Source organism: Serratia sp. (in: enterobacteria), from assembly GCF_046715635.1.
GTDB lineage: Bacteria > Pseudomonadota > Gammaproteobacteria > Enterobacterales > Enterobacteriaceae > Chania.
Genome location: NZ_JBKJYW010000317.1, coordinates 77,090 through 96,716 on the forward strand (window position 1 = coordinate 77,090; position 19,627 = coordinate 96,716).

Here is a 19,627-nt window from a genome sequence, read left to right on the forward strand (position 1 = left end):
TCATAGAAACAACGTATATACTCAAATGTATACTTGCAAGCAGCTTGATGTAGGTTGAATTGCGTTGACTTACGGAGAGTAAAAAAGGGAGGAAAGTGAGTGATACCGTGGGTTTCAGACAAAAAAATAGACGTCGGTTGACGTCTATTGATTTCGAAATGGTACCCGGGGCGGGACTTGAACCCGCACAGCCATAAGCCGAGGGATTTTAAAAAATATCGATACCTTTTTAAAATCAGAGACTTATTGCAAGTCAGTGACTTACAATTACTGATGATTGCCAATTGTAGTGTGTAGTTGGTTTGAGGAGCCACTTTTTTGCGGTTTTTTCTCATCAGAAATATTATCAAATGGGTTGAGTGCTAACGCCGCATCCAAGTGGTTTGGGGCGAAGTGCGCATAGCGCATCGTCATCATGATGGTGCTATGTCCTAGGATCTGTTGCAGCACCAAAATATTGCCACCTCCCATCATAAAATGACTGGCGAAAGTATGCCGTAAAACGTGGGTGCGCTGACCTGTTGGTAGTTCAATCCCCGCCCGTTTCAGTGCATGCTTGAAAGCATCGTATGCCGTTGAGAACAGCTCACCCCGCTTTTTCGGTAGCATATCTTGCAGCCGCTTTGAGATCGGAACGGTACGATTTTTATTGCTTTTGGTATTAACGAAAGACAGGCGCCCAGGCAAAACCTGTGATTGCCGCATTCCTTCCGCCTCCCCCCACCTCGCACCAGTTGCCAGGCAGATTCGAACAATCAGACCAAGGCTTTTGTTTTCAGACTGATCACACGCCGCCAGCAACCGCTTAATCTCATCGGCATAAAGGAATGACAGTTCGTTATCCCCTTCCTTAAACTGGCGTATCCCATCCAGCGGATTGCTACCGTCCCATTCGCCAAGGCGCTTTAGTTCAGAAAAAACAGCGTGTAAGTAGGACTGCTCTCGGTTAACGGTGGCCTCTTTAACTGTCGTTCTTCCTTTGGCTAACCACTCCCCTGCAAGGCGGCGCTCACGGTAAACCGCAAACATGTTCTTATCAACCTCATGAGCCAGGGGATCACCTAACCGCTCACAGATGGCTTTCAGTTTTGCTAAACGAGATTCACCGGACTCTAGCGTTTTACCGTGCATGTCATACCACCGCTGAACAAGCTCCGCGAGCGTGACAGCGCCGATCGATACATCGTTCTTATTCCGCTGCGCCAACAACTTGCGCTCATGGGAAAGCGCCTCGCCTTTTGTCGCGAACTGCTTACGCACGCGCTTTCCAGCAGCTTTACCATGGGGGTAGCATTCGCATAGCCATTTACCGGAGGGGAGTTTGCTGACTGTCATTTATCTACCCTTGCTCACTGTCGGACTGAGCTTTGAGTTCAGCTAAAATCTTTAGTACACCCTCCTCTGTCGAGGCCCTCACTTTGTGTTCTTTTCCGCCTATAATCACAGAACACTCAGCACTGCGATCTTTGTTTATGTAGGCAATAAGAATTTTTGATAGTGCATGAATGGCGGCAACACCAGCGCCAGCAGGAAAAGCGATTTCAAGAAATTCAATAGCTCCAGGACTGTAACATATTGGACTGCGCTTTATGAGCGGGAAGCCCGCACCATCGAGCTCTCTCTCCAAATGATATATACTGGCACCTGTAGCGGAAAAACGGAGGCTATCCATGTTTATACTTTTAACCATTGCAAAAACTCCTTTAGATCGATTTCGTATTTTTGGCACTCTTATCAGCCTAGCCGTTAAGGTGCTACTCACGCCCTCTGCGCGGCTTTCATGGAGCTGCCGAAATCAGAGCGAATTGTCAAAACTTGATGGGATCTGCGAGTCCCTCCCAAGCGTCATGTGTCGTGCACTAAAAGATCCGGCAGGTCTTGCCCGTGATGCGAAGCACTTATGCAATAAAGCCAATACATTGGAAAAAGACTGAGCGCCATACTCAATACGCTCATGGGAAAGCGCCTTGCCTTTGGTTGCAAACTGCTTGCGCACGCGCTTTCCGGCAGTCTTGCCATATGGATAGCATTCACATAGCCATTTACCGGAAGAAAGTCTAGTTACAGTCATTACCAGCCACACGCTCCGCGCAAAGGCTTTATAGCTTCCGAAAGCCCAGATAAATTAAAATTTGCAGTGGCCGAGTCTTCGCCGACAGTAGATACACTCGCATAAAAGGTGCTAGCCTGAATTAAGCGATCAATAAAATTCATAACGTTACGAGGATAAAAGGTTGACATATAATCATCGGATATGACCCACTGTTCACTTTCAATTTTTTGTTTATCCACCACAAAAGAAACAGGGAGATCATTAGAACTAACAAGAAAGCCCCAGTTAATATACAACTCTGTCTCTCTTTCATCGCAATATATATTGAGTGATGGGTAGAAAAAATCGCCCAACCGCCCTTTAAATGGAGTATTAGATTGAAGTGATATATAAACATTCCAATAACCATCTGTTTCTGAACGAATTTTATTTATCCTCCACTTGCCGGTTTCCCCTAAGGGGTCGGTAATATCATTGGCATCATCATCGTCAGATAAGGTGTTTTTCTGGCTATCAAAACATTCTAATCGCGATCCGCTATCAGCTATTACTTTACAGTCTCGAGTAGTGCCATGGGCAATATTAGCGCAAGATAGAAATGAAAATATAAAAACTGTAATGTAAAGTAAGAATGGTTTAATTATCATATCAAACGTCCTTATTAATAGAGCTTGACTAAGAGCCTACATTCTTAGACTTCACATTTACCCTTGATTGCGCGAACGCATCGCCAACCGCCTGTATGTTTAAACGCGCCGCCTCATCCATAGCGCGGTAATTCTCTATGAGTTTTTGTTCTTCCATGGAGACTTCATCCACAGTGGTGGGGGTCTTATTACCTGTCAGGATGTACATAACATCAATGCCAATAGCAGCCAAAGCCGAAAGGTAGCGCGCATCAGGTGCCCTTTCGTCTCTTTCATAGTACGCCTGGGAGCCGCGAGATTGCCCCACTAACTTGGCGAAATCCGTTTGATTTAACCCGAGTTTATCTCGCTCCTCTCTGAGCCTGCTTCCGATTGTCGACATAAAAATAAACCAACCTTCTTGACGTGATCACAAACGTGATCAATACTGTTTTTCATGAAAACCTAGTGGATCACAATATAGCACTATGAAACAAGTCAATCATGATCAGCGATCACGCCTACCCAAAGGCATTACATCGAAAAACCCGATCCCGATGCGCTTGTCGGATGAGGAACACATGGAATTAGAGGCACTTGCAGAAAAAGAGTGTCGCTCCATTTCCAGCATGGCCCGCCTCGTTCACCTGCGTGGCATGGCAGCGATTAGTTCTGAATAGCAGGGGGCCACATGGAAAACATCACCATCAACATCACTATTCCTACTGGTTACATCTCTTTAAAAGCGTATTCAGAGCTAGTTCAGATCCCGATCGGAACCTGTCGCAATATGGTGCGCGATGGTCGAATTATTATCCGTGAAAAGAAGAACGCCAAAGACAAGGTTGAAGTAAACCTCGTCGCCATGCTCAAGGATGCAATTGCTAATAGCTGAGGGTATCGAAATGCAACACGCAATCGTAAAAGTCAGCGAACACACCAGCGTTTACCGGGGCTTCAGCGTTACCAAGCTTCCCCGCAAGACGTTACAGCCGGTAACTCGCTACCACGTTCGCCAGGGTGATCAGTCCTACGGCAAGTTTGATGCTCAGGCGCTGGCTACCGGTTATATCGATCAGCTCTATGCGCAGAAGGAAGCCACGGCATGAACATTGTTTTCTATTCAGCCGCAAACGCCGTTATTGCCAAATTCAATAAGCGCATGGAACACACGCAGCCGGAACGTGCAACAGCAGAAATGCTGACAGCAGTAGACTTGCTGGAGCAATTAGCAGGTGTTGCCCATTATGCAGGTGATGAATCGGCGGCCTATATCCAGGTAGCGGCAAGTCACTGGAGGTGCACAGGTAAAACGCCCAGATTATTTGGGGATCTCTAATGCTTAATTTCTTCAAAACACTCACACCTGACGCAATCGCGCACCTGGTTGTTATCGCAATCATTGCTGTGCTATCCGCAGTGCTTATCGTGAGTGATTACCGCAGCCGCCGTGAGGCAAAGCGCAATACTGAGGGGCAGAAATGAAACAGGCTTACAGCTTCCTTATCGATGAACTGTTGCTGCAATACCACGCCAAGACAGCCAATCTTCAACGCTGCTCCGCTGTAGCGCCAGAAGTCAGGCAGGTATCGCTTAATGATTATGCTTTCCGTTTGAGCATAGGGCTTGAAGGTTTGTTGAGCACAGCGGAAGCCGCTGGCGATGGTGTGGCTACATCCGTCATTGATCAGCTGGTGCGCCGCTGCAATAGCGGTGATATTCCGCCCCCACCAACGCAGCCACGCTGGCGCGCATAGCCGGGTTAGCCCGGCCCTATTTGAGAGCGCACCTTTCCTTTTCTTGGTGGGTGATTGGCGTAATGGGGTGCGCTCTCAAATAGTAAAGGTTCCATGTAGTTGATTGCGCCTGAGTCCTTACAAGAATGGACAGCACCAGGCGAAATATAGCTACAACGGAAACATGCGCCGGGCATGAATATACCCGGCATCTATTTCAAATATCCGTCCAGGTAAATGAGCAACGGTGTCAATTATGGCGTCGGGCTTCACTCATCCTGAATTTATGGAGGCCGTATGACACACACGGAAGTAAACACCGAACTGGTACAGATGCTTTCAGATGCTCGCCTTTCTGCACGGCTTCAATTGCTTGAAATGCTGGAAGCAAAACTTGATCGCCTGAAAGCCAATAACGCCGATGCAGATCAGATCATCACCACCCTGAAAACATGGGCATCCACTCGACAAATAACAATCATCAAGGGGCGCAATATATGACTCCACAGCACCAGGCGCAACAGTGGCTTGATCAGGACTGCCTTATTCTGGATACCGAAACCACAGGGCTTGGCGACGACGCCGAGATCGTGGAAATCACTATCATCGACACTACCGGCAAGCCCCTGATCAACACGTTGGTAAAACCATCAAAGGCTATACCTGCCGAAGCGACAGCAATTCATGGCATCACCGATGCGATGGTGATGAACGCACCACTCTGGACAGAGGTTTGCCATAAAGTAGGCGCGTTAATGTCTGGCCGGACGGTGGTTATGTATAACGCCAGTTATGACGCACGTTTACTGGATCAGACGGATTTAATTTGGGGCGTTATTCCTGATCTTAAAAACGGCCTCGCTGATTTTCAGTGCGCCATGAGAGCCTATGCTGAGTTTTACGGACAATGCAGCGAGCGCGGCGGGTACAAATGGCAGAAACTCACAGCCGCAGCCGAGCAGCAAGGTATCAAAATCCAGGGAACCGCGCACCGCGCCCTTTCAGATTGCCTGACAACGCTCGGCGTTATCAAGGCCATGGCGGCCAATGGGAAGCAGTGCGACTCTCGGCAACTCACCGCACAGAAGACCGCGGATATCCTTACCAGGCTTTTCTGTGCTGATCCTGATGCCATTACGGCCCTGGTGGATCACCGTGTCGAGTGTTCTGAGGAATTCGCCACAAAAACCGCCGCAATCGTCGGCGTTGATGATAGCGCCTATGTTGTCGGCATGATTGGCATAATCAACGCACTGATCGCCCCAGAAGTGATCGCGGCCATCTACGATGGTGAGGCATTAACGGGCTTTACCGTCTTTAACGATGCAGCCAAGGGGGAGGATTTATGATCCGTCCCGCCCTTAAATGGCTCGGCAGTAAAGCCAGCATCATAGACACGTTGCGCCAGCACTTGCCAGAAGGTAAGCGGTTGGTTGAACCGTTCGTCGGCTCCGGGGCTGTGTTTCTCAATACCGATTACGACAGCTATCTGCTAACCGATATCAACAACGATCTGATCAACTTCCACAACACGGCTAAAACCCTGCCTGATGTGCTGATCAGAGAGGCTCGAAATCTATTCAAAGAGCACAGCGACGAGGCTGGCTATTACGCTGTACGGGCTAGTTTCAATCAGGGTTGTGACAGTAATTTCCTGTACCGTGCAGCGCAGTTCCTCTACCTCAATCGCCACGGTTTTAATGGCGTGTGCCGCTATAACCTGAAAGGTGATTTCAATGTGCCTTTCGGTCATCGAAAAGCCCCTTATTTCCCAGAAGAAGAGATCTACGCTTTTTCCGAGAAAGCGCGGGATAAGAAAGCAATTTTCCTGTGCTGCACCTTTCAAGAATCGATCAGGATGGCTAACGCTGGCGATGTAATTTATTGCGATCCACCCTACATACCTGCATCGGCAACCGCCAATTTCACCAGTTACCACACTGACGGCTTCACCAGCGATCAACAGAGAAAGCTGGCATGCATGCTACGTATTGCAGCCCACCGAGGGCGCAACGTTGTTGCATCGAACAGCGAAACCGCAGCAGCACTTGATCTGTACTCCGATTTCAACATCACCGCCATCACCGCCCGTCGCTCTGTCAGCGCTAACGCTGCTGGCCGGGCGCGCGTTGGTGAAATCATCGCAAGTATGAGGGTATCTGCATGAAAAACACCATCAAGCGTTGGATATTGCGCCACGCGTGGGCATGCACATTTATCACCAGCTCTGTTTTCTGGTTGTTAGCTGTTGGCGTAGTGATGGAAGTTGCGAGGGTAATGGCATGATTATTTGGCCTACAGAAGTAAAGAAGCTTGTTGAGCAAGTTAGCGGATTACCTTCATTGCCAGAAAATAAGCGCATGCAGGCATACAGCGTAATCAACAAAATGCTTTTGGAAAGATCCACCGTTGAAGAGGTTCAAGGGCATTTTCAAGAGCAGATGCGCCGTGAAGAAATCGAGGCTTATTGCCCCGATATTCAGGAAGGGCTTGTCGTCGTGGGTTTCGCTGGCGGTGGTGGTAGCTGTGAAGGTATCAAACAAGCGTTGGGGTATGAGCCACACATCGCGATGAACCATAATCCCATTGCAATGGCTATGCATGCCGCGAACCATCCTCACACCCTGCACTACCCTGAAGATATCTTTAGTGTTGACCCCTTGATTTCCACCGGCGGCCTACCTGTTTTGCTGGGATGGTTTTCGCCAGACTGCCGCCACTTCTCAAAAGCGAAAGGTGGAACCCCAGTTAAAAAAGAGATACGCGGGCTGGCGTGGGTAGTATTGCGCTGGGCGCTAGCGGTTCGACCTAAGCACCTGATGCTTGAAAATGTCGAAGAGTTTAAGACGTGGGGGCCACTTCTGGATGGTCGGCCAGATCCCTCCCTTGCTGGCGAAACCTTCCGCGCCTTTATCGGCATGCTCAGCACTGGTGTTGATCAGGATTGCCCTGCACTAGCAGAAGTCTGTGAGTTCCTGAAAATCGATATCGACAGCGCCGATGCTCACCGCCTTGTTTCTGGGCTTGGATACAACGTAGACCACCGAGAATTACGCGCTTGTGATTACGGTGCCCCAACCATCAGAAAACGACTGTTCGTTGTTGCCCGCTGTGATGGCGAGCCTGTTGTTTGGCCGATGCCATCGCATGGCGCACCTGATAGCAAAGAGGTGTTGGCAGGGCAGCTAAAGCCGTGGCGCACCGCCGCCGAGTGCATTGATTGGTCTATTCCAACGCGCAGCATCTTTGGCCGCAAAAAAGACCTGGCAGACAATACGTTGCGCCGCATTGTCAAGGGCATGCAGCGATTCGTGATCGATACTCCAGATCCATACATTGTGCAGATTGGGCAAACGGGATTTGGTGGTGATGGCCGACAGTATTCAACAGGGCAACCTCTGACGACAGTCACAAGCAAAGCAGAGCACCTGCTGATCGAGCCTTTCGTTGTGAAGTGCAATCACACTTCAAACCGCACCAAATACGATTGTTTCCGCGGGCAATCAGGTCGACTGCCGTTGCAAACAGTCACGCAAAAACACGGTTTTGCGGTAGCCGCGCCGATTGTGGTTCGCCAGTTTGGGAATAGCACCGGCCAACGTGCAGATAAGCCAGTTGGCACGATCATGCCGGGCGGTGGTGGCAAAACTCAAGTGGCCAGTGCGGTGCTTGTTGGGGCTGGCGGGCCGAAATATTCGGGTAAACCGCGTGCTGTTGATGTGCCGATGATCACCCTTCCGGCAACGTCACATACAGCCTTGGCAGCGGTTCACATGGTGAAGCATTACGGAGGCAACTACACCGGAGCAGGCCTGGGCGTTGATGAACCATTACATACCATCACGCAAGTCGATCACCATGCGCTTTGCACCTCGCACCTTATTCACCTCCGCGGATCTTGCAAGCACGGCAGGAAGACCACCGAGCCAGTACCAACAGTAACGGCCGGCGGCCAGCACATCGGCCACGTTCAAGCATTCCTCACTAAATATTACGGCACCGCAACAGCGGCTAGCATCGTGGAGCCCGCCCACGCAGTCACTACAAAAGACCGTTTCGCCCTTACTGAGGCGCATTGCGACATTGAACCGCTGACAGATGAGCAGCGCTACAGTGCGTGGTGGTGCGCTCGACTGATGGATAAATTCAGCGACGCGCCCGACGATAGTCACCTATTCCCTGCACCTCGCCCGCAGTACATCAGTGTTGGTGATTACATTGTTGTCGATATCTGCATGCGCATGCTGGAGCCGCGCGAGCTGTATAACGCAAATGGTTTCCCGCCAGATTACATCATTGCTCACGCCCCAGATGGCACCAAGTGGCCGAAGTCTGAACAAGTTGCTCGATGCGGTAACGCTGTTCCACCGCCATTCGCAGAAGCGCTAGTCCGAGCAAGCATGCCCCATCAGTGCGTGTGGAGGGAGGCAGCATGAAAGCCAATATCAACAAAGTCATTGTGCTGGTTCGCTTGGAAGGCAGCGATCAGATCTACCAGGTCATCACCGACAAGCCTACCGAGTTCTTTGTCGCCAATACGCTAGCGGGTATGGCCGAGGGTGAAATCAAGCTGGTTCCCGCCAAAGGGATCACTTTTCAAACGGGAGGTACACATGTTGAATCTTAAGCCAGGCATGAAGTGTTACGCGAAAAACCTCAGCCTTCACATTGACGGCAACGAGTTCAAATACGCCGCCTCGCGCGGGAAAAAGTTTGCCGTAATCCTTATGTCTGATGAAAAGCCAGACAACGCCGACGGTATTCACATTGATGAGTTTCTGCGTAATTGCGGTTGGGTTCCAGCCAGCGAGGAATTAGCGATAACTGACATTATCGCTGAACGCCAAAGGCAGATAACCGCCAAAGGCTGGACACCAGACCATGACGACGAGCACGTTAATGACGAAATAGCCGCGCTTGCTGCGCTTTACGCCATGCCTGAAGCCTGCCGGGATTGGCCAGCTGAAGAAACGGGCTACGGCGCGAATTGGGCTGAAGCGATTTGCCCGAATGGCTGGGTTGCAAAATTTGGTGACCGTCGCAGGGATCTGGTTAAAGCCGCCGCACTCATCATCGCTGAAATTGAGCGTATCGATAGAGCTGGCGCATGAAAGCTATCACAACCGCCATTAAAGCTGCATGCAGCAAGTCAGAACAAGAATCACCGCTAGATTTCTACATAAGAAATCGCTTCATGGTATTTGGCGGCCGCCGCTGCGGAAGAAGCAGCTTTGCGCTACGTCAACATTTAAGCCAGCAGACGCAGGGCTCATCTGCTGAAGCGGCCATCAAAGCTAACAAGGGGGGCGCACCAAGCACACAGCGTATAATTGGATACGATCCAGGCCATAACGGAGAGCTAGCAGTAGAAAGCGTATTTAAATACGACCATGCTACAGGTGCGTTCACGTTAATCTCTACAAACACTGTGGAGCGTCGCCTGGGCGATAAACCCACAATAAGCATTGATGAATGGCCTTGTTCTGATGAGTAAAAGCATCAGGGGCCGACGCGCACCTTCCGAGCCTTTACCCTATCCGGGCATTGTTACTGACAATGTCCAGTATCAGTACGAATGGAACAAACCCAAAGCCGCGGTATTCGTTGATAAAACTCCTGCTGTTGATCTCGTTGAACTGGGTCAAGAGCAAGAGTTTTTAGGCCATATCACTACCGCGCTCAAGCCTTTCCCGCGCTTTATACGCCAGCGCCTTGCATCACGCATCAATAGTATTCACACCATGAAAGGGCGGCACATCGCACGTTTGACTCTGCGCGATATCATTCGGCGCGATCTACCGTTCATCAATATGATAACTGAACAGTACGCTATCCCGCAGGATAGCGACGCGCCAACGGGATCTTACACTGATGCATTCAGGCACCTAAACCCGCTCTATCACTCCTTTGCCAACCTGAATAGCTTGATCGATAGATTCAATCACCTGCCTGACTTTACCCACGAAGATATAGAGTTGCTGGCGCAGGGCATTGCCATTTACATGACGGCAACCCTGAGCGAAGTAAACGAATTCTTTGCATCAGAAAGTGACTGGCATTTAGCGCACCACCTCTACCAAGAGGCGGCAAACGTTACTGAGGTGTTTCGCCAGCCATCACCGCTACCCAGTCGCAAGACAGCACAGGGGGATGCTGACGCATCGGCGATCAGCAAGATGATGGATGCCCGTTTCTGGTCGCGCAACCTGCGCAAATACGCCACGCGCTGGCGTGAACATCTGCACATAGCCTTTGGTGATGTGAAGCGCGGTGCGGCCCCTTATTGCAGCAAGCACCATGTTGACGAATGGGATGCACGCCGCAAGCGCAGCCGCGCGATCATGAGCCGCCTTGAGCTGGAAGATAAAGAAACCAAAGAGCGGATCTCCCTGATAGAACAAATTGATAAAAGCACGTCTAACCCTGGCAAGCGCCGGGTTGAACTCATGACTCGCATCGGTGGATTTGAAAAGGTGGCTAATAGTGAAGGGTTTGCCGGTAGTTTCTTCACGCTTACCGCACCGTCGAAATACCATGCTTACACCATGTTCGGCCACCGTAACGCCAAGTGGAACGGTTCGAGCCCGCGCAAATCGCAACGCTACCTCACCCGCCTGTGGCAACAGATCCGTGCAGAACTGGCCCGCCGTGAAATCCCTGTGTTTGGGCTGCGCGTCGCCGAGTCTCACCACGACGGTACGCCGCACTGGCACGGTCTGTTATTCACCGCACCAGAGCACAGCAATGAACTGTCCGAAGTGATGGAAGATTACGCCACACGTGAGGATCCGGAAGAACTCCAAGGCAAGCACGGCAATCGGCCACGCTTCGAGATGAAACCCATTGATGCGGCACTCGGCAGCGCTACTGGCTACGTTGTTAAGTACATTTCAAAAAACATCGACGGTTACGCGCTCGACGGCGAGGTAGACGACGAAAGCGGCAAACCGTTGAAAGAAACCGCCAAGCATGCGACGGCATGGGCTTCGTGCTGGGGTATCAGGCAGTTTCAATTTCTCGGCGGCGCACCGGTGTCAGTCTGGCGCGAACTGCGCAGAATGAGCGACCAGGAACAGGCTGACAAAATAAATCCCTTGTTTGCTGAGATACACTACGCCGCCGACCAGGGGTTGTGGGACGAGTACGTACAGTTGCAGGGCGGCCCGTTCGTTACCCGCGACGCCTTGCACGTCCGCACCTACTACAAGCAGGAAGATGAGCCAAACGCCTACGGCGAATACCTGCCAATCATCAAGGGTGTATACATGCCTGGCATGGCGCTGCCGCCAGTTGAAACCCGCCTACACAGTTACCGCATTGTGAAGATGAACGCCAAGACTGACGACGCAGGCCAAGCCGTTGACCTTGACGTTGGTTTTGATTTTGACCTTCCGGGCGCGTCCGCGCCCTCTAGGACTCGTGTCAATAACTGTACCGAGGCCAAAAAACAGACAAAACCGGGCAGCGATCAACCGCCAGACGATCAGGAATATCAGTGTCAGATCGAGCCGGAACAGTTGGCTTTCGGGCAGCCAACCAGAGCGCAGCGAAAACGACTACAAACCAGCTTGCATAATGAGCCAGCGCAGCGGCGGAAATCGCCCGCTGACGATCTCGAATCGCTGGCGCAGGCCATTGTCAGTGGCGAATGTTCGGATTATGACCGCAGCCGCGCCGACAGCTACCTCCGCGCTGCGTGCGCCATCAGGCAGGCAGAGCAACCGGTAACCGCCGGTGTTTCTGCGCTAGCCGAACAGATCCAGCGCTGGGCGGAAATCCGCAAGGTGCCACTGAGCAAGCCGCAGGCGGTACAGCTTGCACAGGGTAATGAAGTGACTGTGCTCGATGGCGTGTACCGCGCCAACCTCAATACCGGTGAAATCATCCAGTGCGGCACATTCGAGCCGTGGCGCAAGTCAATATCGCGTAAAGAAACCAGCGGCCTGATCGAAAGATGGAAAGATGCAGTACAGCGAAAGGCTAATAGTCATTGATAGCTATGTTGTCCGGATCGCATAGACGAATACATCTGTACCACATGGCGGTACCGCACAGACAGAAACGTCTGTTATGGCCATCGAGTACAGACGACAGCGTCTATGTGGTACCGCCAACTGCAGCAAAGTTATTTTCAACTATGGAGGCCCGCCAATATGGGGTATTTAGGAAGCAAGGCAGCATCAGGGGCATATCAAGCAATCATCAGCCAGATGCCACCGCATGACACTTACATTGAAACGCACCTGGGTGGTGGCGCTATTATGCTGCGCAAACCGCCTGCGGTGCGCTCCATCGGCTGGGATATCGATCCGGTGACGGTCGAGGCATTTTGTCAGGGCAACCCTGAATTTCTGGATAACCAGGCGGAGCGCCTCATGATTGAGGTGGGCGATGCGGTAGAGTTGCTGCGAACCGCACCGCTTGAGCAGTATGGTCGCACCCTGCTTTATGTTGACCCCCCCTATCTGCCGGAAACCCGCACCAGTCGCGCCCGTTACCGGCATGAATATACCATTGACGATCACCGCAAGCTGATTGCCACCCTGCGCGATCTTCCTTCAAGCGTCATGGTCATGATTTCGGGTTACCCATCCGCTCTTTATGGCACCCTGCTAGCCGATTGGCGATCGATGCAGTTTCAAGTCATGACGCGCGGCGGCGTTCGCACGGAACAATTGTGGATGAACTTTGCCGAGGGAGCCGCTTATTCTGCTGCATATGCTGGCACTGACTACATCGATCGCCAGCGTATCAAGCGTAAAGCTGAGCGCTGGGCCGCCAGATACCGTGATTTACCGCCAGGCGAGCAGTTGGCAATACTGGCGGAAATGCTAAAAGGAAATGAATAAATTCATAACCGGTTAACTTATTAAGCTAGTAGCTTAGTTAGTTAACTGGTTGGCCTGCGGCAGCAAAAACCCCTATCCTCCGACCATTGACAACGCACCGAAAATAGCCGCATAAAACTGCATAGGATTGCACAGTTTTTTTGACCATAATCAGGCCGTTCAGGGCCAGAGCTGGCGCGGCTTCGGGCAGGATGCACCAATGCATAGAAATCGACACTTTTCACGTGCGGGCGTGGAGGGGAGCAAATCGCGCGCTTTGGGTGCTGGGAGGGGTCGGCGCTGGCTGGTCGAGGGGCCGCCTCTGCGGGTCGGGGTGAGGTTGCACTCTGATGGGGCATGCCTGCGGAACGAGGATCGAAATCGCCTCGCCATGAGGTGCCCAGGCGCTTAGGTTGAGGGGGTGGTGAGAAGGAGGGAAACCAGCGCCCGCGCGGGTTGCGGGCGAGGTGATAGGGAAAATATTTGAATGACTTTAGGTGCGCGGGGGTACTCCGCCCGCTGCTTCGATCAGGGCATACGGATCAAACCGGAAGACGTCAACGCCAATCCATTCGTTAAGACCTTTTAGGCGCGACATAAGCGGCGCCAATTCATTGATGGCGAACACCTTCGCCGCCTTCTCTACATCACCAAAGCCACCATTGGTATTCGGCATGATACCCATCAGTACCGGGGGCACTCGGTGCGCGGCCAGCAGGTCATCACGCGTGACGTTCTTGATACCGCTAAACTCATCTTTCGCCGTGATCTCGCTGAACGGCATAATTTGTAAGCCATCTTTCTTACCGCCTGCAGCATAGACAAACACGTTTTTAAACGCCCCCTTCCCACGCGCATCGGTCAGGGTGCGCTTGAGTGCATCAACATCACTTTGGTTTTGGATAGCATCGGACAGGTAGACGATCACCCCGGCGTGGCTCCCGTTGATGTAATACTTACGGCGAAACAGCGTGGCGTCTTCGTTGAGCAGCGCCGACTGTATCGCTGCCATGTAGGACGGCAGGCCGTAAATCTCCTGGTTGATATCCGGCTCAATCAGATGGAACACCGAGCCAGGGGTAAACGCGTGATCGGGTTTCGAGTAGGTCACCAGGAAATACTGATCCAGATCCACCCCTCGGCGCATGTACTTTGCCGGGACATGCCGCAGTTCCAATGGGCGACCAAGCATGTTTTTTACCACCTCAAGATAGCTATTGCCGAACACCAGTTGATCCAGAATAAACGACTCCGCCGCCTGGCGTTTCAACATCGGGTGAGGCTGAAAGCAACTCATGATAACGTTGCGCTTGAACATGATAGCCGACTCATGATGAACGGCCGCCCGCAGCGTACGCGCCAGGCCGTAAAAGCTGATCGGCGTCTCATACCACTGGCCATTATTGGCGCATTCCATGCAATCCAGCAGGTCGCGCTGGCTCAATACTGGGTTGGGATCACCAAACGTAAACGACTGGATATCACCAATAGGTTGTTGTGGTGCGGCGGCCGCCTCCATAAACGGATCGAGTATCACTTCTCGCGCATGGTTCTGCATGCTGCGCGGATTCTTCCTGTTGCGGTTTCGGCTCACGTTTAAAACTCCGTTACAAAGCTGTTGCCGGTGCCGCCGGACTCGGTGCCGATAGGCTCATTATGTAGGGCATGCATGATGGCCCAAGCTACGTCGCCGTGACTGGCCCCTTTCGTCCTGTCGGACGCGTAGGTCACCATGCCGCCAGGCGTGACTTTTTTCCGGATGGTGCGGAATGAACGCGCAACCACCTGGAGTCCTGCATCGTATTCAAACCGCCCGCGCCGGATAACCATTTGCGCCTTGAGTACCAGGGCCGCTTTTACCGATGGCGAATATTCAAACATCACCGCAGCCGGGTAGAACGCTTTAACAATCTGATACACCGCTTTGCCGATGCCCGTGCCATCAATACCAACAAACTGCACGTTGTACCGCTTCGTCATTTTGCGGATTTCATCAGCCTGCTTTTCAAATGGCATGCCACGCAGTTGTATCGCTTCCAGCACGCGGAATTTTCCGCCTTTCACCATCGGTGGAGCCAGAACGGCTAACCCGGCACTGTCCCCACCCTCCCCGTCCCCGTTGGGGTCATACCCCAACCAGACACCACGATCACCGAACGGCCGCGCCGCGTAGGGTTTCCAATCCTTCCAGGCCGCCGGGTTACCGGGATCCCAGGCATCAACACCGCAGCGGATCAGTTCGTCATAGCCAAACGGACGTTGATCGCTGGAGATAAACTCGCACATGTAGAGGTTGTCGAAATCTTCGGTGCTGTTTTCCTGCATGATTTCGTCAAGGTTGACCAGGTCAAACCCGCTATCTATCACGTCACGAATGGTGACGATCTGCCGCCATTGGCCATCTGCACAGGCCTTGCCGTTTTTCAGTGCCTTGTGACTAACATCAATCTCAGTGCGATCGGCTTTCTTCTTCGATTCTTGGATAGTTGCACCCGTCCAGAACCCGTAAGCCTCATGCTCCTCGGTTGAGGCTGTGGAAAAGTAGGTACGGCGCCACTGCGAATGCGTCGCCATTGCCGCAGCCACTTTACGCAACTCGATAAAGTTACTCGTCCAAAAGTATTCATCAAAAATCAGGTTGCCACTGTAGGACTGCGCCGTCGCCGCCGACGTGCCGAGGAAGTACAACGTTGCACCGTTCGACAACACCATCGGATCGCCCTTGAGTTCGACGCCGATCTCACGCGCAAACGCAATGATAAAGCGCCGAAACTGGTGCGCCTGCGCCCGGCTGGCTGATAGGAAAATCTGGTTCCTGCCGGTTTCCAGCGCATCGATCAGCGCCTCGCGGGCAAAGTACCAGGTAGCGCCAATCTGGCGCGATTTCAAAATGTTGCGGTTACGCTTGCTGCCGTATTTGTACCAGCGGCGCTGATGCTCATACAGGCTGTTGAAAAACAGGGCGCGCAGCTCGGTGATCTGTTCATCCGTAAAGTGGTTTTTAGGCGCCTTCTTCTTCTCGGCTTGCTTCTCATCCTGCACGCGTCGTTCAAACCGGGCCAACTGCCGCCCCAGAAGGTCAATCTCTTTGAAATCCCGCCCGCTCTTGACGTCTTTGCTGATCAGCATCTGATAGCGCGCCTCGGTAGTGATCCGGGCACGGTCAAGCGGCGCAACGTCGTCCCAGGTATCGCGCCGACGCCATGAGTACAGCGTCGGCGGCTTAACGCCGGTCAGCTCCGCGATGTAAGGGATTGAATATCCCGACCAATATAAGGTCTGCGCCTGTCGGCGGGGATCGGTGACGTTTGTTTTCATGCGCTCAGACTATCGCGCGCGGGGAATGGGGAGGTATTGCGTTGAATTGTACCGGGAGCCCTACAACCGCAAGGAATTGAGAGGGATAAGCCCAAGGGTAATGATAAAGCCCTGGCTCGTTGCCATCTCACATTAACACGCCCGGAGGGCTACCAGATGGGTAAGAAAACCAAAATGTTCTGCGTTGCAGTCGAAGGTGGTACGACTGACGGTCGCGCCATCCTCAAACGCGACCTATTGGACATCGCGTCCACTTATGACCCGGCGCTGTATGGCGCTCGCGTCGATCTGGAGCACATCAAAGCTTACGCCCCCGATAGTGTGTTCCGCGCCTATGGTGATGTCCTGGCACCGCTGAAAACCGAGGTGATCGCAGACGGGCCACTCAAAGGCAAGTTGGCGCTGTACGCACAGATTGACGCTACCGACGATCTGATCGCTCTGAACAAGAAGCGCCAGAAGGTTTACCCATCAATCCAGTTTCATCCGCAATTCGAGCATACCGGCGGCGCCTACTTGATGGGCTTGGCCCTCACGGACACCCCCGCCAGTCTGGGCACAGAAATGCTGGAGTTTTGCTCAAAGGCAAAAGATAACCCGCTCACCGGCCGTAAACAGCATGCCGAGTGCCTGATTGCTGCGGTTGATGAAACGATGGATTTAAGCATCGAGCTGGAAGAAACCGCCCCGGCTCCGGCAGATACCGGCATGCAATTTTTCAATCGGATCAAGGGGATCCTGACCGGCAACCAGCAAAAAACCACCGGTGATATCAGCCAGATCCAGCAAGCCGTTGAGCAAATCGCACTGAGCCAAAAGGAACTGCTGGACGGTCAAACCCGGCTGTCAGCGATTGAAACCGAAAATACCACACTGAAACAGTCCGTTGCCAAGTTGACCACCGACCTCAGCACACTTACCGAATCTCTGAGCCGTCAACCTGAGCCAGGGAAAAAACGCCCACCCGCAGCCGGTAGCCACACCGAGGGCGATCAGTCAGAGCTGACCGACTGCTAAGCGGCGCTATTAGCCCATTGTTGACAGGAAGAACCCATGAAAAACGAAACACGCGTCAAGTTTGACCAATATCTGAGCCGACAGGCCGAACTCAACCACGTCCCAGTGAGTTCGGTCATGGCCAAGTTTTCCGTTGATCCGTCCATCACTCAGACGTTGGAAGACCGCATTCAGCAAAGCAGCGAATTCCTGACCCGTATCAATATTTCCCCCGTCTCAGAGCAGGAGGGTGAAAAACTCGGTCTGGGTGTCGATGACCCTATCGCCAGCACGACGGACACCACTGTCGAGCGCCGTCAGCCTGCCAGCGTTGAAAGTCTGGACAGCGGGAAATACCGTTGCGAGCAGACCAACAGCGATACATTCATTCGCTATGCGCGTCTGGATGCCTGGGCGAAGTTCAAGGACTTCCAGGCCCGCGTTACCAACCAGATTGTCAAGCGCCGAGGGCTGGATCGCATCATGATCGGTCTGAACGGGGTTACGCGCGCCGCCAAGTCCAATAAGGCGCAGAATCCGCTATTGCAAGACGTAAACGTCGGCTGGTTAGAAAAATACCGGCTGTATTCGCCGCAGCGTGTATTGGCAGGGAAAACGGTCACGTCACGCGATGAGGACAACGTCATTATTGCTAAAGGCGATTATGGCAACCTTGACTCACTGGCCTATGACGCCGTTAACAGCATGATCGACCCCTGGTTCCAAGATGATACCGATCTGGTTGTGATCTGTGGCCGCAATCTGTTGTCTGACCGTTATTTCCCGATCCTGAACACCCTCAGCAAAACCAATCCAAACACCGAGGCGTTGGCGGGCAAAGTGTTGCTGTCACAACAGCAGATCGGGGCAATGCCAACCTATCGGGTGCCGTATTTCCCGCCCAACGCGATGCTGATCACCCGCTTCGACAACCTCTCGATCTACTGGCAGGAAGATACACACCGCCGGATGATCAAGGACGAACCGGAATGGGATCGTATTGCGACCTATGAATCAAGCAACGATGCCTATGTCATTGAGGATTACGGCTGCGGCTGTCTGATCGAAGACATTACCCCTGCCGAGTAACGCCGGGAACCGGGCGGCGCCCGACGCCGCCCCATAACACACTAACGGGGCATATTATGTTGACACCTGCACGCAGGCATTTTGAAAGCATTATGGCGCAGCGCCGTGGCGACGTGGACGCACCCTTGCGCCAGTCTGAAACCGCATACGAGCAACAGCTTTTCCGCCTGGAAAACGACAAGCGTCGACTCAAGCGGATCGAGTCGGTTAAAGCCAAGGTGGAGCTGAAAAAAGAGCTTCTGCCCGCCTATGAGGGCTGGCTGGAAGGCGTTTTAAAAGCCGATAGCGGCCAAGCTGACGAGATTGTCACTACCTGCATGATTTGGCATATCGATGCGGGTAACTACGGCACGGCGTTGCCGTTGGCCGAGTATGTGATCCGTCACGGCATCCCATTACCAGACCATTACGAGCGCGGCGCGGCCTGCCTGATCGTTGATGAAATTGCCGACGCCGCCTTGAGCCACTTCAAGATTGGCGACACCGCCAGCGCCCCGGTCAGCCTGGATATTCTGTTGCGTATCGAGCGGTTGACTGATGGCCTTGATATGCCGGATGAGGCGCGCGCCAAGCTCTACAAGGCGATTGGCTTCACGTTGCGTGACAAGACAGAGGAGCCAGACCTCGCAGCCTCACTGAGCTGGTTGCAGCGTGCCATGGCGCTTAACGCCAATATCGGCGTAGTGAAGGACGTGCAGAATCTGATCCGCGACATCAGCAAAGCCTCGCGCACCGAGATCGGTGACGAGGGGGGCGGCAACCCGCCACCAGAAATCACAGCCGACACCGCAGGCAAGGTGCAAGATATTGCGGCCACCACAAAGGCGCCAGCGCCGAAAAAGCCCGCAGCAAGTAAAAAAACAACCGCGCCAGGCAAAAAGCCCCGCGCTTAACGTATCGTGCCCCGCACGTCAGGGCGGCACGTCCACAAAGAGAGTTCTCTGTTTGTGGCGTCCACCGCCCGCCTTTTTTTTGAGGTGA

General features: G+C 52.8%; 23 protein-coding genes and 1 pseudogene. 17 read left to right on the forward strand and 7 right to left on the reverse strand.

Annotation, left to right across the window (positions count from 1 at the left end):
- Positions 1-267 precede the first annotated feature (267 nt).
- The 5 genes and pseudogenes from ACLQ7H_RS16700 to ACLQ7H_RS16720 all read right to left on the reverse strand — a co-directional run bounded on the left by ACLQ7H_RS16700 (position 268) and on the right by ACLQ7H_RS16720 (position 3,082).
- Positions 268-1,335, reverse strand: a complete 1,068-nt coding sequence (locus ACLQ7H_RS16700; protein ID WP_411753630.1) for a tyrosine-type recombinase/integrase — start codon at positions 1,333-1,335, stop codon at positions 268-270.
- 4 nt (positions 1,336-1,339) lie between these two features.
- Positions 1,340-1,690: a hypothetical protein gene (locus ACLQ7H_RS16705; RefSeq protein ID WP_411753631.1), complete on the reverse strand. Its 351-nt coding sequence runs from the start codon at positions 1,688-1,690 to the stop codon at positions 1,340-1,342.
- Between the two features lie 258 nt (positions 1,691-1,948).
- Positions 1,949-2,071: pseudogene (locus tag ACLQ7H_RS16710) on the reverse strand (site-specific integrase); the annotation flags it as partial.
- The gene (locus ACLQ7H_RS16715; protein WP_411753632.1) at positions 2,071-2,700 is read right to left on the reverse strand and encodes a type VI secretion system-associated protein TagO; all 630 of its coding nucleotides are present in this window, start codon (positions 2,698-2,700) and stop codon (positions 2,071-2,073) included. The gene ACLQ7H_RS16715 and the pseudogene ACLQ7H_RS16710, both read right to left, overlap by 1 nt.
- Before the next feature lie 28 nt (positions 2,701-2,728).
- Positions 2,729-3,082: a helix-turn-helix domain-containing protein gene (locus ACLQ7H_RS16720; RefSeq protein WP_411753633.1), complete on the reverse strand. Its 354-nt coding sequence runs from the start codon at positions 3,080-3,082 to the stop codon at positions 2,729-2,731.
- 85 nt (positions 3,083-3,167) lie between these two features.
- Between ACLQ7H_RS16720 and ACLQ7H_RS16725 the strand changes: the two genes are divergently transcribed.
- The 14 genes from ACLQ7H_RS16725 (at position 3,168) to ACLQ7H_RS16790 (ending at position 13,264) form a co-directional block, all read left to right on the forward strand.
- Positions 3,168-3,359 carry a hypothetical protein gene (locus tag ACLQ7H_RS16725; RefSeq protein ID WP_411753634.1) on the forward strand — a complete coding sequence of 64 codons (192 nt, stop codon included), beginning with the start codon at positions 3,168-3,170 and terminating at the stop codon, positions 3,357-3,359.
- Between the two features lie 11 nt (positions 3,360-3,370).
- On the forward strand, positions 3,371-3,574 hold the full coding sequence (locus tag ACLQ7H_RS16730) for a DNA-binding protein (protein ID WP_202673283.1): 204 nt from the start codon (positions 3,371-3,373) through the stop codon (positions 3,572-3,574).
- 10 nt (positions 3,575-3,584) lie between these two features.
- On the forward strand, positions 3,585-3,788 hold the full coding sequence (locus ACLQ7H_RS16735; protein WP_411753635.1) for a hypothetical protein: 204 nt from the start codon (positions 3,585-3,587) through the stop codon (positions 3,786-3,788).
- On the forward strand, positions 3,785-4,018 hold the full coding sequence (locus ACLQ7H_RS16740; RefSeq protein WP_411753636.1) for a hypothetical protein: 234 nt from the start codon (positions 3,785-3,787) through the stop codon (positions 4,016-4,018). Before ACLQ7H_RS16735 ends, ACLQ7H_RS16740 begins: the two co-directional genes overlap by 4 nt.
- 142 nt (positions 4,019-4,160) lie before the next feature.
- The gene (locus tag ACLQ7H_RS16745; RefSeq protein WP_411753637.1) at positions 4,161-4,436 is read left to right on the forward strand and encodes a hypothetical protein; all 276 of its coding nucleotides are present in this window, start codon (positions 4,161-4,163) and stop codon (positions 4,434-4,436) included.
- Between the two features lie 276 nt (positions 4,437-4,712).
- Positions 4,713-4,916, forward strand: coding sequence for a hypothetical protein (locus ACLQ7H_RS16750; RefSeq protein ID WP_411753638.1), 204 nt, complete (start codon positions 4,713-4,715; stop codon positions 4,914-4,916).
- Positions 4,913-5,764, forward strand: a complete 852-nt coding sequence (locus ACLQ7H_RS16755) for a 3'-5' exonuclease (protein WP_411753639.1) — start codon at positions 4,913-4,915, stop codon at positions 5,762-5,764. The genes ACLQ7H_RS16750 and ACLQ7H_RS16755 overlap by 4 nt, the downstream gene beginning before the upstream one ends.
- Entirely contained in the window at positions 5,761-6,582 is an 822-nt protein-coding gene (locus ACLQ7H_RS16760; RefSeq protein ID WP_411753640.1) for a Dam family site-specific DNA-(adenine-N6)-methyltransferase, read from the forward strand. The genes ACLQ7H_RS16755 and ACLQ7H_RS16760 overlap by 4 nt, the downstream gene beginning before the upstream one ends.
- Positions 6,583-6,856: 274 nt before the next feature.
- On the forward strand, positions 6,857-8,851 hold the full coding sequence (locus ACLQ7H_RS16765) for a DNA cytosine methyltransferase (RefSeq protein ID WP_411753666.1): 1,995 nt from the start codon (positions 6,857-6,859) through the stop codon (positions 8,849-8,851).
- Complete coding sequence (locus ACLQ7H_RS16770; RefSeq protein ID WP_411753641.1) at positions 8,848-9,042, forward strand: hypothetical protein; 195 nt, start codon at positions 8,848-8,850, stop codon at positions 9,040-9,042. The genes ACLQ7H_RS16765 and ACLQ7H_RS16770 overlap by 4 nt, the downstream gene beginning before the upstream one ends.
- Positions 9,029-9,526: a hypothetical protein gene (locus ACLQ7H_RS16775; RefSeq protein WP_411753642.1), complete on the forward strand. Its 498-nt coding sequence runs from the start codon at positions 9,029-9,031 to the stop codon at positions 9,524-9,526. The genes ACLQ7H_RS16770 and ACLQ7H_RS16775 overlap by 14 nt, the downstream gene beginning before the upstream one ends.
- The gene (locus ACLQ7H_RS16780; protein ID WP_411753643.1) at positions 9,523-9,909 is read left to right on the forward strand and encodes a hypothetical protein; all 387 of its coding nucleotides are present in this window, start codon (positions 9,523-9,525) and stop codon (positions 9,907-9,909) included. The genes ACLQ7H_RS16775 and ACLQ7H_RS16780 overlap by 4 nt, the downstream gene beginning before the upstream one ends.
- 247 nt (positions 9,910-10,156) lie before the next feature.
- Positions 10,157-12,409, forward strand: a complete 2,253-nt coding sequence (locus ACLQ7H_RS16785; protein ID WP_411753644.1) for a replication endonuclease — start codon at positions 10,157-10,159, stop codon at positions 12,407-12,409.
- Between the two features lie 159 nt (positions 12,410-12,568).
- Positions 12,569-13,264 carry a DNA adenine methylase gene (locus tag ACLQ7H_RS16790; protein ID WP_411753667.1) on the forward strand — a complete coding sequence of 232 codons (696 nt, stop codon included), beginning with the start codon at positions 12,569-12,571 and terminating at the stop codon, positions 13,262-13,264.
- Positions 13,265-13,736: 472 nt separating this feature from the next.
- Here the strand turns inward: ACLQ7H_RS16790 and ACLQ7H_RS16795 are convergent, their stop codons facing one another.
- Together ACLQ7H_RS16795 and ACLQ7H_RS16800 are read right to left on the reverse strand one after the other, a co-directional pair.
- A complete protein-coding gene (locus ACLQ7H_RS16795; RefSeq protein ID WP_411753668.1) occupies positions 13,737-14,762 on the reverse strand; it encodes a phage portal protein in 1,026 nt (341 codons plus the stop codon).
- A gap of 77 nt (positions 14,763-14,839) precedes the next feature.
- Positions 14,840-16,561 carry a terminase large subunit domain-containing protein gene (locus ACLQ7H_RS16800; RefSeq protein WP_202673350.1) on the reverse strand — a complete coding sequence of 574 codons (1,722 nt, stop codon included), beginning with the start codon at positions 16,559-16,561 and terminating at the stop codon, positions 14,840-14,842.
- Positions 16,562-16,717: 156 nt separating this feature from the next.
- Here ACLQ7H_RS16800 and ACLQ7H_RS16805 point away from each other — a divergent pair, with 156 nt between their 5' ends.
- Genes ACLQ7H_RS16805 through gpM form a run of 3 tightly spaced genes read left to right on the forward strand, consistent with a single transcriptional unit; the run spans position 16,718 to position 19,539 of the window.
- Positions 16,718-17,578: a GPO family capsid scaffolding protein gene (locus tag ACLQ7H_RS16805; RefSeq protein WP_411753645.1), complete on the forward strand. Its 861-nt coding sequence runs from the start codon at positions 16,718-16,720 to the stop codon at positions 17,576-17,578.
- Between the two features lie 36 nt (positions 17,579-17,614).
- Complete coding sequence (locus ACLQ7H_RS16810) at positions 17,615-18,646, forward strand: phage major capsid protein, P2 family (RefSeq protein WP_411753646.1); 1,032 nt, start codon at positions 17,615-17,617, stop codon at positions 18,644-18,646.
- 56 nt (positions 18,647-18,702) lie between these two features.
- Positions 18,703-19,539 carry a phage terminase small subunit gene (gpM, locus tag ACLQ7H_RS16815; protein WP_411753647.1) on the forward strand — a complete coding sequence of 279 codons (837 nt, stop codon included), beginning with the start codon at positions 18,703-18,705 and terminating at the stop codon, positions 19,537-19,539.
- Positions 19,540-19,627 lie beyond the last annotated feature (88 nt).

Excerpts from the sequence above, each read along its gene's own strand:
- ACLQ7H_RS16700 (WP_411753630.1), bottom strand. The coding sequence starts at position 1,335 with ATGACAGTCAGCAAACTCCCCTCCGGTAAATGGCTATGCGAATGCTAC.
- ACLQ7H_RS16785 (WP_411753644.1), top strand. The coding sequence starts at position 10,157 with ATGAAAGGGCGGCACATCGCACGTTTGACTCTGCGCGATATCATTCGG.
- ACLQ7H_RS16750 (WP_411753638.1), top strand. The coding sequence starts at position 4,713 with ATGACACACACGGAAGTAAACACCGAACTGGTACAGATGCTTTCAGAT.
- ACLQ7H_RS16790 (WP_411753667.1), top strand. The coding sequence starts at position 12,569 with ATGGGGTATTTAGGAAGCAAGGCAGCATCAGGGGCATATCAAGCAATC.
- ACLQ7H_RS16775 (WP_411753642.1), top strand. The coding sequence starts at position 9,029 with ATGTTGAATCTTAAGCCAGGCATGAAGTGTTACGCGAAAAACCTCAGC.
- ACLQ7H_RS16760 (WP_411753640.1), top strand. The coding sequence starts at position 5,761 with ATGATCCGTCCCGCCCTTAAATGGCTCGGCAGTAAAGCCAGCATCATA.
- ACLQ7H_RS16740 (WP_411753636.1), top strand. The coding sequence starts at position 3,785 with ATGAACATTGTTTTCTATTCAGCCGCAAACGCCGTTATTGCCAAATTC.
- ACLQ7H_RS16745 (WP_411753637.1), top strand. The coding sequence starts at position 4,161 with ATGAAACAGGCTTACAGCTTCCTTATCGATGAACTGTTGCTGCAATAC.
- ACLQ7H_RS16810 (WP_411753646.1), top strand. The coding sequence starts at position 17,615 with ATGAAAAACGAAACACGCGTCAAGTTTGACCAATATCTGAGCCGACAG.
- ACLQ7H_RS16805 (WP_411753645.1), top strand. The coding sequence starts at position 16,718 with ATGGGTAAGAAAACCAAAATGTTCTGCGTTGCAGTCGAAGGTGGTACG.
- ACLQ7H_RS16715 (WP_411753632.1), bottom strand. The coding sequence starts at position 2,700 with ATGATAATTAAACCATTCTTACTTTACATTACAGTTTTTATATTTTCA.
- ACLQ7H_RS16720 (WP_411753633.1), bottom strand. The coding sequence starts at position 3,082 with ATGTCGACAATCGGAAGCAGGCTCAGAGAGGAGCGAGATAAACTCGGG.
- ACLQ7H_RS16755 (WP_411753639.1), top strand. The coding sequence starts at position 4,913 with ATGACTCCACAGCACCAGGCGCAACAGTGGCTTGATCAGGACTGCCTT.
- ACLQ7H_RS16770 (WP_411753641.1), top strand. The coding sequence starts at position 8,848 with ATGAAAGCCAATATCAACAAAGTCATTGTGCTGGTTCGCTTGGAAGGC.
- ACLQ7H_RS16735 (WP_411753635.1), top strand. The coding sequence starts at position 3,585 with ATGCAACACGCAATCGTAAAAGTCAGCGAACACACCAGCGTTTACCGG.
- ACLQ7H_RS16780 (WP_411753643.1), top strand. The coding sequence starts at position 9,523 with ATGAAAGCTATCACAACCGCCATTAAAGCTGCATGCAGCAAGTCAGAA.
- ACLQ7H_RS16730 (WP_202673283.1), top strand. The coding sequence starts at position 3,371 with ATGGAAAACATCACCATCAACATCACTATTCCTACTGGTTACATCTCT.
- ACLQ7H_RS16800 (WP_202673350.1), bottom strand. The coding sequence starts at position 16,561 with ATGAAAACAAACGTCACCGATCCCCGCCGACAGGCGCAGACCTTATAT.
- gpM (WP_411753647.1), top strand. The coding sequence starts at position 18,703 with ATGTTGACACCTGCACGCAGGCATTTTGAAAGCATTATGGCGCAGCGC.
- ACLQ7H_RS16725 (WP_411753634.1), top strand. The coding sequence starts at position 3,168 with ATGAAACAAGTCAATCATGATCAGCGATCACGCCTACCCAAAGGCATT.
- ACLQ7H_RS16705 (WP_411753631.1), bottom strand. The coding sequence starts at position 1,690 with ATGGTTAAAAGTATAAACATGGATAGCCTCCGTTTTTCCGCTACAGGT.
- ACLQ7H_RS16765 (WP_411753666.1), top strand. The coding sequence starts at position 6,857 with ATGCGCCGTGAAGAAATCGAGGCTTATTGCCCCGATATTCAGGAAGGG.
- ACLQ7H_RS16795 (WP_411753668.1), bottom strand. The coding sequence starts at position 14,762 with ATGGAGGCGGCCGCCGCACCACAACAACCTATTGGTGATATCCAGTCG.